The 14,669-nt window shown below is 41.6% G+C and carries 12 protein-coding genes; 6 read left to right on the top strand and 6 right to left on the bottom strand.

Annotated features, from left to right (window positions below):
* Nucleotides 1-858 precede the first annotated feature (858 nt).
* Together carB and FFM59_RS08115 are read right to left on the bottom strand one after the other, a co-directional pair.
* Nucleotides 859-3,933: a carbamoyl-phosphate synthase large subunit gene (carB, locus tag FFM59_RS08120; protein WP_137602540.1), complete on the bottom strand. Its 3,075-nt coding sequence runs from the start codon at nucleotides 3,931-3,933 to the stop codon at nucleotides 859-861.
* Nucleotides 3,926-4,999, bottom strand: a complete 1,074-nt coding sequence (locus FFM59_RS08115) for a carbamoyl phosphate synthase small subunit (protein WP_137602539.1) — start codon at nucleotides 4,997-4,999, stop codon at nucleotides 3,926-3,928. Before FFM59_RS08115 ends, carB begins: the two co-directional genes overlap by 8 nt.
* Nucleotides 5,000-5,245: 246 nt before the next feature.
* Between FFM59_RS08115 and argC the strand changes: the two genes are divergently transcribed.
* The 6 genes from argC to FFM59_RS08085 all read left to right on the top strand — a co-directional run bounded on the left by argC (nucleotide 5,246) and on the right by FFM59_RS08085 (nucleotide 12,106).
* Nucleotides 5,246-6,283, top strand: coding sequence for an N-acetyl-gamma-glutamyl-phosphate reductase (argC, locus tag FFM59_RS08110; protein WP_137602541.1), 1,038 nt, complete (start codon nucleotides 5,246-5,248; stop codon nucleotides 6,281-6,283).
* A gap of 496 nt (nucleotides 6,284-6,779) precedes the next feature.
* Nucleotides 6,780-7,970: a bifunctional glutamate N-acetyltransferase/amino-acid acetyltransferase ArgJ gene (gene argJ / locus FFM59_RS08105; protein ID WP_137602538.1), complete on the top strand. Its 1,191-nt coding sequence runs from the start codon at nucleotides 6,780-6,782 to the stop codon at nucleotides 7,968-7,970.
* A 12-nt stretch (nucleotides 7,971-7,982) separates the two neighbouring features.
* Nucleotides 7,983-8,717, top strand: a complete 735-nt coding sequence (argB, locus tag FFM59_RS08100) for an acetylglutamate kinase (protein WP_137602537.1) — start codon at nucleotides 7,983-7,985, stop codon at nucleotides 8,715-8,717.
* Between the two features lie 17 nt (nucleotides 8,718-8,734).
* On the top strand, nucleotides 8,735-9,898 hold the full coding sequence (gene argD, locus FFM59_RS08095; protein ID WP_137602536.1) for an acetylornithine transaminase: 1,164 nt from the start codon (nucleotides 8,735-8,737) through the stop codon (nucleotides 9,896-9,898).
* Nucleotides 9,895-10,905 carry an ornithine carbamoyltransferase gene (gene argF, locus FFM59_RS08090; protein WP_137602535.1) on the top strand — a complete coding sequence of 337 codons (1,011 nt, stop codon included), beginning with the start codon at nucleotides 9,895-9,897 and terminating at the stop codon, nucleotides 10,903-10,905. Before argD ends, argF begins: the two co-directional genes overlap by 4 nt.
* Before the next feature lie 151 nt (nucleotides 10,906-11,056).
* Nucleotides 11,057-12,106 carry a hypothetical protein gene (locus FFM59_RS08085; protein ID WP_137602534.1) on the top strand — a complete coding sequence of 350 codons (1,050 nt, stop codon included), beginning with the start codon at nucleotides 11,057-11,059 and terminating at the stop codon, nucleotides 12,104-12,106.
* Nucleotides 12,107-12,460: 354 nt separating this feature from the next.
* Here the strand turns inward: FFM59_RS08085 and FFM59_RS08080 are convergent, their stop codons facing one another.
* Genes FFM59_RS08080 through FFM59_RS08065 form a run of 4 tightly spaced genes read right to left on the bottom strand, consistent with a single transcriptional unit; the run spans nucleotide 12,461 to nucleotide 14,184 of the window.
* Nucleotides 12,461-12,937: a nucleoside 2-deoxyribosyltransferase gene (locus FFM59_RS08080; RefSeq protein ID WP_137602533.1), complete on the bottom strand. Its 477-nt coding sequence runs from the start codon at nucleotides 12,935-12,937 to the stop codon at nucleotides 12,461-12,463.
* Nucleotides 12,938-12,958: 21 nt separating this feature from the next.
* A complete protein-coding gene (locus FFM59_RS08075) occupies nucleotides 12,959-13,612 on the bottom strand; it encodes an NAD(P)H-binding protein (RefSeq protein WP_137602532.1) in 654 nt (217 codons plus the stop codon).
* Between the two features lie 5 nt (nucleotides 13,613-13,617).
* Nucleotides 13,618-13,902, bottom strand: coding sequence for a hypothetical protein (locus FFM59_RS08070; protein WP_170175969.1), 285 nt, complete (start codon nucleotides 13,900-13,902; stop codon nucleotides 13,618-13,620).
* 54 nt (nucleotides 13,903-13,956) lie between these two features.
* On the bottom strand, nucleotides 13,957-14,184 hold the full coding sequence (locus FFM59_RS08065; RefSeq protein ID WP_137602530.1) for a TMEM175 family protein: 228 nt from the start codon (nucleotides 14,182-14,184) through the stop codon (nucleotides 13,957-13,959).
* Nucleotides 14,185-14,669 lie beyond the last annotated feature (485 nt).

Below are 14,669 nucleotides of genomic sequence, written 5' to 3'. Positions count from 1 at the left end.
TAACTACCACCTTTATGAAAGTTGTATTCACTGATTCACTCATCTCAATTTTCAATACACGACTTTAAATAGCCAACGGACTTCGAGCGAGTTAATTTGTGAACCAAATGAAGTTGCCAGTTTTTGTGACGACGTCACCAGAAGGTGCGCCAAATAGACCTTCGACATGTCAACTTCATTACCACTTTAGCAAAAAAAGAAAAAGTGGTGAATCATAATTCCGTCGAATTATGATTCACCACTAATGTTAGTCAGTTTTTGTACGATAGAGTTCACGCTCTCCTTAATCGTGTTTCATCAATCAGATTACTCCGCCTATCTACACTAATTAATTTATCCCAAGTCAGGATAAACCAATTAGTTAGGATAGTGCTCGTAATCTATCGATTGATGGCGCCCTTTTTTTATAATCGCGCTTTTCACACCAACCTTTTCGCTTAACTCATCTAACTTTGCCACCCAAGAACGGTGACTCAGTCAGATTTTGTTAATGCTCAATGGCTAAACGGGTTGAATCACGCTCTTTTTCATAATCGCGCTCAAACTCACAACTTCTTCGCCTAACTACAACTAATCATTTATCCAAGTGCAGATAAATAATTAGTTTAGGTTAGAGTTCAGGAGCTGAGCGTTCGCTTTCATAATCGCGCTCTTCACCCCAACCTTTTCGCTTAACTCATCTAACTTTGCCACCCAAGAACGGTGACTCAGTTAGATTTTGTTAATGCTCAAAGGCTAAACGGGTTGAATCACGCTCTTTTTCATAATCGCGCTCTTCACCCCAACCTTTTCGCTTAACTCATCTAACTTTGCCACCCAAGAACGGTGACTCAGTTAGATTTTGTTAATGCTCAAAGGCTAAACGGGTTGAATCATGTTCTCCTTTAATATCCCCACAATCGTCATTGGATTAGAGAAGAGGGGGATTTGGTTACTTAATGCAAAGTAACTTAAAGGAGTATCAGTAGTTTGGTTTTCATCACCGGTAACAACGAAAGCAGCTTCGGCAGGAGTTACGTCAGAAATATCACCGGAAATGACCATCGTTTCAAAATTATGTTTAGCGAGTTCAATCAGTAGTTCGGTGTCGTCTTCAGCTGAATTGTCGAGGAGCACAATTTTGCCGGTCCGATTACTTAACGAACCATAGCTATCATATAAAGCATTTGTTAAGGCTTCGCTGAAAGTAGCGCCACTACCAATGGATTCACTAGTGGATTTCATTTCAGGAGAAAGGGTCGTCATCATGCCAGGTAGTTTGGCAAACGAAAAGACTGGAGCTTTGACAAACACTTGGTCTGGTTCTGCGCCATAACCGGCGAACAAACCAATTTCGGTCAGTGACTTGCCTAAAATTAAGCCAGTCGCTTGTTTAGCGAGATGGTTGCCGGTAATTTTACTCATAAAGGGGACTGTTCGGCTGGCACGTGGATTGACTTCAATTACGTAAGCGGCGTCGGCGACGATAAATTGAATGTTCATCATACCGATACAGTGCACCGCTTTGCCGATTTTGGTAGAAATGGCAATGATTTCTTGCTTTTGCGCTGTGGTTAAGTGCTGAGTGGGATAGATGGAAATAGAATCACCAGAATGCACACCGGAACCTTCGAGATGTTCCATGATGCCGGGGATGAAGACGTCGTGTCCGTCACTTAAAATGTCGACTTCGCACTCAGTCCCAGCTACATAATGATCAATTAAAATTGGTTGATGTGGAGCGGCGTCAATGGCCTTTTCCACGTACTCATCTAATTCGCTATCGTCGGTCACGACCGCCATTGCCCGTCCGCCTAAGACGAAACTAGGACGTACCATCACCGGATAGCCTACTTGTTTAGCCACCACGTGTGCATCGGCTTGATTCATTGCGGTATCACCATTGGGCTGCTTAATTGATAAGCTAGCGAGTAGTTCTTCAAATTCGTGGCGATCTTCGGTTTGATTAATTCCGGCTAATGAAGTGCCTAAGATGTTCACGCCCTGGGCAACTAACTCAGCCGTTAAGTTGATGGCAGTTTGCCCACCGAATTGAACAATCACGCCTTCGGGTTGCTCCAAGTCAATGATCTGCATCACATGGTCAATTGTGAGTGGTTCAAAATATAATTTATCTGAAATTGAAAAGTCAGTCGAAACTGTTTCAGGGTTGTTATTAATAATAATGGCTTGATAACCATGTTGTTGAATCGCTTGTACACTATGCACGGTTGTATAGTCAAATTCGACTCCTTGTCCAATCCGAATCGGACCAGATCCCAGGACGATAATATTATTTTTTAATGGCACACTTTCATTTTCGCCTGGGAAATAACTACTGTAAAAATATGGGGTGGCACTGTCAAATTCACCTGCACAGGTATCCACCATTTTATAAACGGGCTGAATGTGGTTGGTGACCATCATCGAATTAATCTCTGCAACTGGCACCGCAGTGGCGGTCGCAATCATGGTTGGGTTGAAGCCAAATTTCAAGGAATGTTGCAACAAAGGAACCGTCAGCTGGTTGTTTTGTAATTCCGTCATGATATCCCAAATGTTCGCTAACTTGTGTAAGAAAAAAGGCGTGATTTGCGTAGCTTCAAATAATTGCTCAATCGTCCAGCCGTGTTGTAATGCTAAAAAGATTTCAAACAGCCGTTGATCGGTTGGATGCGCCAAATGTTGCATTAATTCTTCGTTGGATAAATCTTGTTCAGGCAAGAGCGTATTTTCTAATTGTGGATTAATTTCTAATGAAGCGACTGCTTTTAAGAAGGCTTCTTCCATCGTCAAGCCAATTCCCATCACTTCACCTGTGGCCTTCATTTGGGTACCAAGGTGAGAATCGGCAGTATCAAATTTGTCGAACGGAAAGCGCGGAATTTTAACGATTAAATAATCTAGCGCTGGTTCAAAGGCGGCATTAGTCGTTTGGGTGACGGGATTCGTAATTTCTTTTAAATTCAAACCAACCGCAATTTTAGCGGCAATTTTGGCAATTGGATAACCAGTCGCTTTTGAAGCTAAGGCTGATGAACGGCTCACCCGTGGGTTTACCTCGATGATAAAGTATTCATTGGTGGTTGGGTTTTGTGCTAGTTGGACATTACAGCCGCCTTGAATATTGAGTGCTTCAACAATAGCTAAAGAAGCGGTCCGTAACCGCTGATAAGTGGAATCATTTAATGATTGACTAGGGGCGACAACAATCGAATCACCCGTATGAATACCGACTGGATCAAAGTTTTCCATACAACAAACACTGATTTTATCACCGTTGGCATCGCGCATGACTTCAAATTCAATTTCTTTGTAACCGGCGATACTTTTTTCGATTAAACACTCAGTCGCTGGTGACATTGATAGACCACGGTGGGTGATATCTAGTAATTCAGTTTGATTGGTGGCAATTCCACCACCCGAACCACCAAGGGTAAAAGCCGGACGAACAATCACCGGATAGCCAATTTGGTGCGCAAATTTAACTGCGGCTTCGGTATCATGTACGGTCAAACTCGCTGGAATTGGTTGATGAATTGATTCCATTAGTTCTTTGAATTCTTCTCGATCTTCCGCTTGTTGAATCGTTTTTAAACCCGTACCCAGTAATTGCACGTGATATTGATCTAAAACGCCAGCTTCAAATAAATCAATCGCTAAATTGAGACCAGTTTGTCCGCCCAAAGTTGGCAGCAGGGCATCTGGTTTTTCTTTGGCAATGATTTCGGTAATTGAAGCCACTGTTAAAGGAGCCAAGTAAACATGATCAGCGATTTCATCGTCGGTCATAATTGTGGCTGGATTGGAGTTGACTAAGACCACTTCGTAGCCTTCTTCTTGTAAACTAATGCATGCCTGGCTGCCGGCATAGTCAAATTCGGCGGCTTGACCAATGACAATTGGTCCCGAGCCAATCACCATGATTTTTTTAATAGTTGCAATTTTAGGCATGTACTTTCGTCTCCTTGAGCATTAATTGATTAAATTGATTGAAAAAGTTATGGGCATCGGTGGGGCCTGGATTAGCCTCCGGATGGTATTGCACCGTGATGACGGGCAAACTGGTGTGACGTAAACCTTCAACAGTTTTGTCATTTTCTTCTGTAGCAGTGACGACTAAACCGGTCTCTACTAAGGAATCAACGTCCACTGCATAACCGTGATTTTGACTTGTTAAAATCGTCGTTCCATCTTCGAGTTCGACGGGGTGATTCAAACCACGATGCCCAAACAACATTGCATGAGTCGTTGCACCGTTGGCTAGGGCGAGTAGTTGATGACCTAAGCAAATCCCGGCAGTCGCGTAATGTGCTTGAATTTCTTTTAATAAAGGAAGGGTTTCTAAATAGTCCGTGGGATTATCCGGCCCATTTGAAATCAAAACGCCGTCTGTCTCATAATGATTGACCGTTTCAAAGTCGGTCGTGTATGGCAGCACCTTCACCTTGCAGCCGTGTGCCATCAATTGTTCGATAATCGCTTGTTTAATACCGTAGTCAATCACCACCACATGAAAATCAGCATTTTCAACATTATAGATGGCGTCTTGCAGTTCTGGTGTTCGATGCATGATGGTGTCAATTTGGTTATAAATGGTATCAAAGTCGGTCATGGCAACTGGTGCATTGGTTAGCACGGCCTTCATTGTACCTTGCGTCCGAATATGCTTCGTTAATGAGCGCGTGTCAATTTCCGAAATCCCAGGAATTCCTTGTTCCTTTAAAAAACTGGAAATTGATTGTCCTTCAGTTGGGTCTTCGTTTTCTAAATGTCGAACGATGACTGATTGGCAAGTTGCCGCCACACTTTGGTTGTGCCATTCGTCTGTGCCATACGTCCCAATCAATGGGTAAGTAAACGTTAATAATTGATTTGTATAGGAAGGATCCGTAATTGCTTCTTGATAGCCGGTCATCCCCGTATTAAACACAACTTCACCGGCAGCTTGACTTTCAGTTGCGCCAAATGCTTCACCAATAAAGACGGTTCCGTCTTGTAATGTCAGGTATTTATTCATATTATTCCCACCTTTTTGAATATCTATTCGTAATTATTATCAATATTAAACACCAAGCAAGAACTCAAGTCAATAATTTTTATTCATAATATTCAAATAAATTCACTATTTACTGAATAAAATTAACTAAATCATGAATAATAGTGAATAATTACATAAAAAGGGTTGCTTTTATTTCTCGTTGCATGTAAGCTGATGGGCAACTAATAAAAATGCAATTATATGAATGAGAAGGGAATGATTAGTATGAATGCTGCACTCGTCGGGGTTTCCGGATACGGGGGCATGGTGCTCTTTCAACTATTAAATAATCACCCAGGCGTTGACCAGGTGAATTTATATGGACATGCACAAACGGAGAATCAAAATTTAGGGGATGTGGTTTCGCTCTTTGAACTAGGCCACTTTAATCAGCAACAAATCTTTCCTTATAATGAAATCCAAATCATGCAAGATAACGATGTCGTCTTTTTTGCCACATCGGCCGGAGTAACCGCACAGTTGGCACAACCATTTATCGATGCGGACTTTCCAGTGATTGATTTGTCTGGTGATTATCGTTTAAACACGCAAGCGTTGTATGAACAGTGGTATCACAAGCAACCGGCGCAACAAAGTGCACTGGATACTGCTCACTACGGCTTAGTAGAGTTTGAATCAGCACACAATGCGAAATACGTTGCTAATCCTGGTTGTTATGCGACCGCCACCTTGTTGGCATTGGCACCGTTGGTCAAGAATGACTTGATTGATGTTGATTCAATTATCGTGGATGCCAAATCAGGGACCTCTGGGGCTGGCAAGAAGCCGAGTGAATTATTACATTTCAGTCAAACTAATGAGAATTTACAAGTGTACAAAGTGAATCAACATCAGCACATTCCAGAAGTAGTACAAGAATTGCAAACTTGGAATCCAGCTGTCAAAGCAATTCAATTTAATACCACTTTGTTACCAATCACTCGAGGTTTGATGAGTACGGTCTACGCTAAAGTTAAAGCTGGAGTCACTCAAGCTGAAGTATCTGAAGCATTTGAGCAAGCTTATCAAGATCAAACCTTTGTGAATTGGACTGATCGACGATTTCCTACTATTAAGGAAGTTGTTGGGACCAATGATTGTAAAATTGGGGCAATTTACAATCCCGACACTCACACCGTGATGGTAGTCAGTGTCATCGACAATCTAATCAAAGGTGCTGGCGGTCAAGCAATTCAAAACTTCAATCAAATGTTCAACTTTGATGAAGCTGCCGGATTACCGGTGAATGTGTGGGTGCCATAGGTTTAGAGTGTGAACTCAATCGAGTTGCTCTGTAGGATTAACAAAAAATGGTGAAATAAACGGGTTAAGTTTATAAGCCATTTGAGTTAAACGAAGAGAGCAGATTGAGTAAGCACGTTTCAGAAAATAAGTGCTGAACCAACCGGGTAATCGCCGAGCACTAACGGAGGAATTCAAAGATTTCAAGGGTTAAGAAATCGAAGGAATTACAAGTTAGGTGAGGAGATTGGTTGGGGAGGCCGTTAACAAAGAGTGTGAGCTCAATCGGGTTGCTCTGTAGGATTAACAAAAAATGGCGAAATAAACGGGTTAAGTTTATGAGCCATTTGAGTTAAACGAAGAGAGCAGATTGAGTCAGCACGTTTCAGAAATTAAGTGCTGAACCAACCGGGTAATCACCGAGCACTACAACAGATACCAACAACATGCGGGAGCTTTGGATGAGGAAAACAGGGATAATTTGGGGAAATTACAACTGACACGAGGGAGAAACAGTATGGATCAAATTCAAAATAAAGTGAAAAAGTTAGATGAGTATCAATGGCCACAGGGATTTTTCAGTGATGGAATTCATGCGGGTTTACGAGATGGACTAGATTTAGGTTGGATTTATTCTGAAACGCCAGCCGCTGCGGCAGGAGTTTATACAACGAGTCAATTTCAAGCGGCACCAACAAAACTAACTAAAAACACGATTAATTTAAACCATCAACTGCAAGCAGTCGTGATGAATAGTGTCTGTGCAAATTCTTGTACTGGACCACAAGGTGAAACTGATGCCCTGGTCATGCAACAAGCGGTGGCAGACAAAATGACTATCGATTCCAATTTAGTTGGCGTGGCTTCAACTGGAGTGATTGGTCAATTCATGCCCATGGGTTTGATTACGGCCGGGATTAAAAAGTTGGAGCTCGGTGATTCCGATAAAGTGGCTCATGCGGTAATGACCACTGATTCGCACGCTAAAACTATTAGTGTCGCTGCTGATATTGACGGCGAGACGGTGATTGTATCGGGCTTTTGCAAAGGGTCTGGGATGATTCATCCCAATATGGCTACCATGTTAGGCTTTGTGACCACTGATGCTAAAATCGCTAGTTATGAATTACAGGCCCTGCTAAGTGAACATGTCAACGATACGTTTAATCAAATTACCGTGGACGGCGATACTTCCACTAATGATATGGTGACGGTGATGGCCAATGGGGCATCCGGCGTGGATGTGGCCGCATCTGATGAATTTGAAGCCGCCTTTCATCAAGTCTTGTCATACTTGGCACAAGAAATTGCTGCTGACGGTGAAGGAGCCACCAAATTAGTCGAAGCTAATGTAAAGCATGCTGAAACCAAAGAGGATGCTCAAAAAATTGCCAAACAAATCGTGGGGTCAAACTTAGTTAAATCCGCTATCTTTGGGGATGATGCGAATTGGGGTCGTATCATGGGTGCAATTGGACAAACGGATGCCAAACTTGATGTTGATCACGTCAGCTTGTGGATTAATGGCATCCAATTAGTCAAAGATAGTATTTCGGCCAATTTTGATGAAGCAATCGTGAAAGAAACACTGGCCTCTAGTAAAGTTGTGATTGATGTCGATGTGAATTTCGGTGAAGCAACTGGCCAAGCCTGGGGTTGTGACTTAACGTATGATTATGTGAAAATTAACGCTTCATATCGAAGCTAATAGGTGAATTCAATGGAAAAAATTGTCATTAAAATTGGTGGGAACGCCACTCAACAACTAACTGAATCGTTTTTTGAACAACTCGCAGTTTGGCAACAACAAGGCAAGCAAGTCATCATTATTCATGGTGGTGGGCCGCAAATTTCTAAATGGAGTTCAGATCTAGGTTTAACCGTGACCAAAAAGAACGGGATTCGAGTCACTGATGAGGCGACTTTGAAAGTCACTCAGGCCGTTTTACTCGGAGTCGTTCAACCAGCCTTGTGCCAGATGATTGCCGATCATGGCTTTGAAGTGATGGGGCTAAACATGGCTGACAATCACCTGTTGGAAGGCGAATACGTTGATCAACCCTTGTACGGTGAAGTTGGTCAGGTGATCAAGGTCAATGAGGAGTGGCTCGCGCAAAACTTGCATGGCCAGATTGCTGTGATTGCTCCCTTGGTACAAACTGCACACAGTGCAGTGCTTAATGTCAATGCGGATGTGGCCGCAGCTAAAATTGCGGAAGAATTAAATGCCGCAGAACTAGTTTTGTTGACGGATGTTCCTGGCGTGATTAAAGATGGCAATGTGATTTCAGAGCTGAATAATCAAATGGCGCACAGCTTAATGCAAGATGAGATTATTAAATCGGGGATGAAGCCTAAGATTAAAGCAGCGTTCACGGCCCTCGAGCATGGGGTAAAAAAAGTGCTCATTACGGACAATATTGAAAATCACGGTACGGTATTAAAAACCGCGTAACCAAAGGAGCAAGAAGAATGGAATATGTATTTCCAACGTACGCCAGATATCCAATCGATATCGTCGATGGCGAAGATGTACATTTAGTGGACAGTCAAGGGCAGCAATATCTTGATTTCACTAGCGGCATTGGGGTTTGTAGTTTTGGCTATTCTAATCAATTAATCAAAGATTCCGTCGCCACACAAGCTGGTAAAGTTTGGCACACGTCAAATTTATATGACAGCCAGTTACAAGATCAAGTAGCGGCAAAGTTAGTTGAGCCCGGTATGTTGGCTTTCTTTTGTAATTCAGGGACTGAAGCCAATGAAGCGGCCTTAAAGTTAGCCCGCAAATCCTCTGGTAAAACAAAAGTTATCGCCTTTAACGATAGCTTCCATGGTCGGACTTATGGATCATTGTCAATGACCGGCAACCCAGGAATCAAGGAAGGTTTTTTTCCCCTTGTGCCATCAATTGATTTTGCGGACTTTGACGATGATGCCGCACTGACACAAATCGATAATCAAACGGCGGCTGTGATTTTAGAAGTGATTCAAGGTGAAGGCGGCGTGAATAATGCGCATGCTGACTGGCTCCAAGCAATCGAAACTAAAGCTCATCAAGTGGGTGCACTGTTAATTATTGATGAGGTTCAGACGGGGATTGGTCGGACCGGAACCAAGTTTGCATATCAAAATTATGATTTGCATCCCGATATTGTGACCCTGGCTAAAGCGCTTGGCAACGGGCTACCAATTGGGGCAATGATAGGTAAGCAAGAATTAGCGAGTGCATTTGGCCCCGGTTCTCATGGGACCACTTTTGGGGGCAATAAATTATCTTTGGCCGCCGCAGATGCTGTCTTGGATCAATTGACGCCTGAATTTTTAACGGCAGTTCAAGCTAAATCAAAATCGGTGTGGGCCATTTTGAAGAATGAAATTGCGCAACAATCCATCGTCACGGCCATTTCTGGTCAAGGATTAATGATTGGCATTCACTTAGATGAACAAGTCAACGTGGAAGATATTATCAAAGCCTTGCAACAAGACGGACTGCTGACATTGTCTGCGAAACATAACACGTTGCGGTTGTTACCACCGCTCGTGATGAATACGGAAGAATTAACGACCGGCTTAACAAAAATTAACCAGATATTGAGCCAGTTTGCTCAAACCAAAATGGAGGCTAAATCATGAATCAATTCCAAGGCAAGTCATTTTTAAAAGAAATCGATTTTTCGAGTGCGGAACTCAATTACTTAGTTGATTTTTCAGCACATTTAAAATATTTAAAGCACCACAATATTGCGCATCCTTATTTGCAGGGTAAAAATATCGCCTTGTTATTTGAAAAGACTTCGACGCGAACTCGGTCTGCCTTTACGGTTGCTGCTAATGACTTGGGCGCTAATCCAGAATTTTTAGGTAAAAATGATATTCAATTTGGAAAAAAGGAATCAACGGAAGATACAGCCAAAGTGTTAGGGCGGATGTTTGATGGAATTGAATATCGTGGGTTTGCGCAGGCCACGGTTGAGGGCTTATCCAAATATAGTGGTGTGCCAGTTTGGAATGGTTTAACCGATGAATGGCATCCAACTCAAATGATTGCGGACTTTTTGACGTTAAAAGAAAATTTTGGTCATTTAAAAGGCTTGACGTTGACTTATCTTGGGGATGGCCGCAATAACATGGGCAATTCTTTATTAGTGACCGCCGCCAAACTTGGGGTGAACATCCATATGGGCGTCCCTAAAGCACTCTGGCCTAGTGATGAAGTGATTGGTTTAGCCAAAGAAGCCGCCATGAAATCTGGTTCAAAAGTCTTTTTGACTGAAGATCCAAAGGCAGCAGTTGAAGGTGCAGATGCATTGTACACAGATGTGTGGATTTCAATGGGTGAACAAATCAATGTGAAAGAACGGATTGAAATGTTGTTGCCATATCAAATCAATCAAGCCTTAGTCGAAGCGACTGGTAAAGATAGTACGATTGTCATGCATTGTTTACCGGCTTACCACAATCACGACACCGAAGTGGGTAAAGAACTTGGTGAAGAATTTGGGGTCGACGCTCTTGAAATTACAGATGATGTCTTCAATGGACCTGCATCGGTGGTCTTTGACGAAGCTGAGAACCGTTTGCATTCTATCAAAGCTATCATGGCTGCTACTTTAGGAAACTTATTCATTCCAGAAATTTAAAGTGAAGAAAGCCGTACAATTATTTGAAGATTTTGTAAAGATTGGGCTAGAAGATTTGATGTGTGTTACAATCTTCCTATTGTTGATTTTAGACACACTGAAATCGGAAAACTAATTTGATCGGCATAAGATCAGGAATAAGGGTGGATTGATGGAAGCAAGTAGTAAAGTAACAACTAAAAGTTTTGTTTCGAAGTTAAGAGATATCGTTAAAGCTAAATATAAGGAATCTGTCATTAGTTTAGTGAGCTTTATTGTGATTGCGATTGCCGTGATTGCGATTGTTGCATTTGCCGGCTACGAAGCATTTGCGTATGTAACTCAAAAGCTTGTGATGCTGATGTATACTGTGATGTACGGTATGACCGGTGCGGTATCGGCTAGTTCGATTGCGATTGGTGTCGTCATTTTCCTAGCTGCCTTGGCACTGTTTGTCGCAGCGATTGTCTTTATTCAATTTTTTGCCGTTGCCATTCAATATGAATTCCAAGATACAATTCAAAATGACAGCAAGACAATCTCACTGAAAGGTATTTGGGCACAATTTCGAATTATGAACAAAAACCAAATGTGGCGCTTGTTCTTGTACTCATCATTGTTTATTGGATTATGGACATTGCCAACCAACATCTTGGAATTGGTCTTTAGCAGTAATACGATTCTAGCAATTATTTTCAGATTGTTGACAGCTGTGATTACCATTTGGAAGACATTGGAATATGCTCAAGGTATCTTCTTATATCGTGAACAACGTCCGAAGTTCCTTGGTCAATCAATGCGTCATGCATTTACAGCCAGCCGTCGTTTCATGTCACATAAGAAATGGCAATATCTTTGGTTGATGATCGTTACGGTGGTTCCTTTGATTGTGGGTCAAATCATCTTTGGTTTAATCACATTTTATGGTGAATATACCGCAACTTATTTCTTCTTATACCTCGGTATTATTTTGATGGTTGTTTATGGATGTGCATACTTACCAGTGCTTTACTTCTCAAAGCCACTCTACTTTGAATTGACTCGCTCATCTGTTTCAATTGATGAAACCTTTGAAGATACATTCAAGTCAGTTGGTCGTTTAACTGGTACAGAACCATACGAAAAGAAATCAAAAAAAGCAAAAAAAGAAGTTCAAGCTAAAATTGAACCTAATGATGCAAAAAAGAAAGCAGCACCTAAAGATACCAAAAATGATAAATAGTTAAGCTAATCCTGCATACCACTCACCTGGTGTGTAGGATTTTTTGTAAACAAATAGCCATCCAAGCGGGTGGCTTGGATGGCTATGTGTGAAGGGGGATTTAGTGAGTATAAACGTGCTCCATCAATTCAATTCATTCCGCTTAATTTAGACAATTAGATTTCCAAACTCGAAATCAATAATTGCCTTTATTAATGCTCGTGAATTTCCGAATTGAGTCGCACTCTGGGCTGAAACGTGCTCCCTCCTTCAATACCGTCACATAACTTCAAAATCCCCGTCCAAGTTAAGTTCACTTGAACGAGGATTTCTTTGTTATAAGCTCCGGTATTCACGAATGAGGTCGCACTCTTTCTAGAATACCTTCATCGTCGTCCAGCTAGTTGGCAGCGTATTGAAATTGTATTCAGCAAGACTGGATTCAATTTTGTCACCGGAGAACATGGCGGTATGCGAACGAGCGAGCATTAGGTTAAGTTCGTGATCTTCTTTGAATTGAACCATAATAACGGGGATGTTCCAAGCCCAGGCAGCGCCGATTTCAAAAATGGTACCAGCGTCTGGTTCAGGATTATCCTCTTCAGCTTTATAATCTAAAATTGCCACCACGACGTCAGCCCGTTTTACTTGGCGCATATCAGTCGCGAAGACGGAATCTTGCCATTTATGTGATCCGAATTCTAATGTTTCTTCTTGGTGTTCTTGTGGATTATAAATTTCATCACCAGCGATGGTGGGGTTCTTGCGTAAAGCAGCCACCGTTTTTTCGATGCGTTCTTTTTGGCCGTCAGAGAAAAATGGGCTCGCAAGGTAAACTTTGTTCTTTTGCATAATTAATAAAACTCCTTTAGGTTAGTCGTTGTTGCCAACGGTAAATCGTGCTTGGTTAATCGATGGGGCTTCAATTTCATCTAGTAGTGCTGTAGCAAGATTGCCACTCGTTAAATTAGGTTTACCCGATGAATCGAAGAGTGCTTGATTTTTGTCATTACGGACATAGCCGGTTTTGGGACCGGGGCCGTAGCTTAAGGATGGAGAAATTCCCACCCAGTTAACATTGGTAACGGTTTGCAAAAAGTGATATTCATGAACCTGCATTAAAGGCGTGTCAATCCAAGAGGCCGAACTTGTATCTTTGACAAATGAATCAATAAACGGATTTCCATCCTTGTCTAACAAGCTGGCCGCCCCTAGCATAAAGAAAATTCGAGGTGAAGTGGTGTTACGTAAAATACGAATCAAATGAGCTGCCATATCTATGTGTAAGTACCCCATGTCATGGCTTCTGGGTGTCCCCAGTGCATTAACTACCACTTCAAAAGGTGTTAAATCTTCAGTGGTTAATTCAAAGACATCCGCTACTTTTAGTTTAGCATCGTCGCCCAATGTTCCTTTGGCTTTGGCTTCATTTCTGACAAATGCAGTCACGTCATGACCACGGTCAACCGCTTCTTGATAAATTGTTTGGCCACTCATTCCAGTGGCACCCAAAATAGCAATTTTCATTGTGATTACTTCCTTTCGTTGAATAACTTTTCCACATTTTTATAAGGTAAAATCCAAATGATAGTAATAATGAAACAGCCAATCACCCCAGCTTCAGGGATAAACCAAGTAATTCCGATGACCACAATCACCCACGCCGTCGTGAGCAAATCTTTGCGGCCGATGTATTCCCGTGTGGATGGATTTGCCCGAACAACCGTGACTCGTAGCAGCACCCATGAAATGTTGTACATTAAATAGATGAAGACATATATTAACTCCGCAAATCGCGATTCCCAATTTGCGTCCACCGTTGCAGTCACAAACGGAAATAGTGATAGCCAAAACAATAAAATGGAGTTGGTCTATAAAACTGGCGTCGACACACTTTTGACCACTTGAAACATGTGATGATGGTTATTCCAAGTTACCACTAGGATGAAGAAACTAAAGAAATAAGCTAATAACTCTGTGCGAATTTCCCATAGTCCATGAAATGATAAATCAGTTAGCGGCTGAAGTTCTAAAACAAGGATCGTCATAATAATTGCAATAACCGCATCTGTAAAAGCTTCCATACGTCCCTTTGACATATTAATACCCCTTAAATATCTATGATGATGTAGTTAATTATTGTCGAAAAGGCGTCAAAATGCAATCAAAAACATTCAGTTATAAAAGCGGATTTCTTTTGGTAACTATAATATTTACATTAAATTTCACACATTCTTTAAATTTGACGAATACAATACTTATCATAAACATTAGTAAAATTATGAAATCCGAGGTGAACGACATGTTATTTGATAAAGATTGCCATTATGAACGCTTCAATGTTGAATGTGATAGTTGTCCGATGGTCCTGGGTGGATTTAATGGACAAGTCCTGAAAGAGTACGAGAATACGTATCTAATTAATTTGGATATGAATAGCTTGTGCTCCAAGGATAAGTCTGGTCTGATGAATATTAAAGAGTTTAATGGTCGGATAGTGATTGCTAGTGAACTACTCCGGGAATAAATTCCCGGGATTCTAGGAACACCGCATACTTGCCTATCACTCTTTGAATGATACGTA

Source organism: Paucilactobacillus nenjiangensis (genome assembly GCF_005405445.1).
GTDB lineage: Bacteria > Bacillota > Bacilli > Lactobacillales > Lactobacillaceae > Paucilactobacillus > Paucilactobacillus nenjiangensis.
This window is presented reverse-complemented; position numbering and strand designations above follow the sequence as displayed.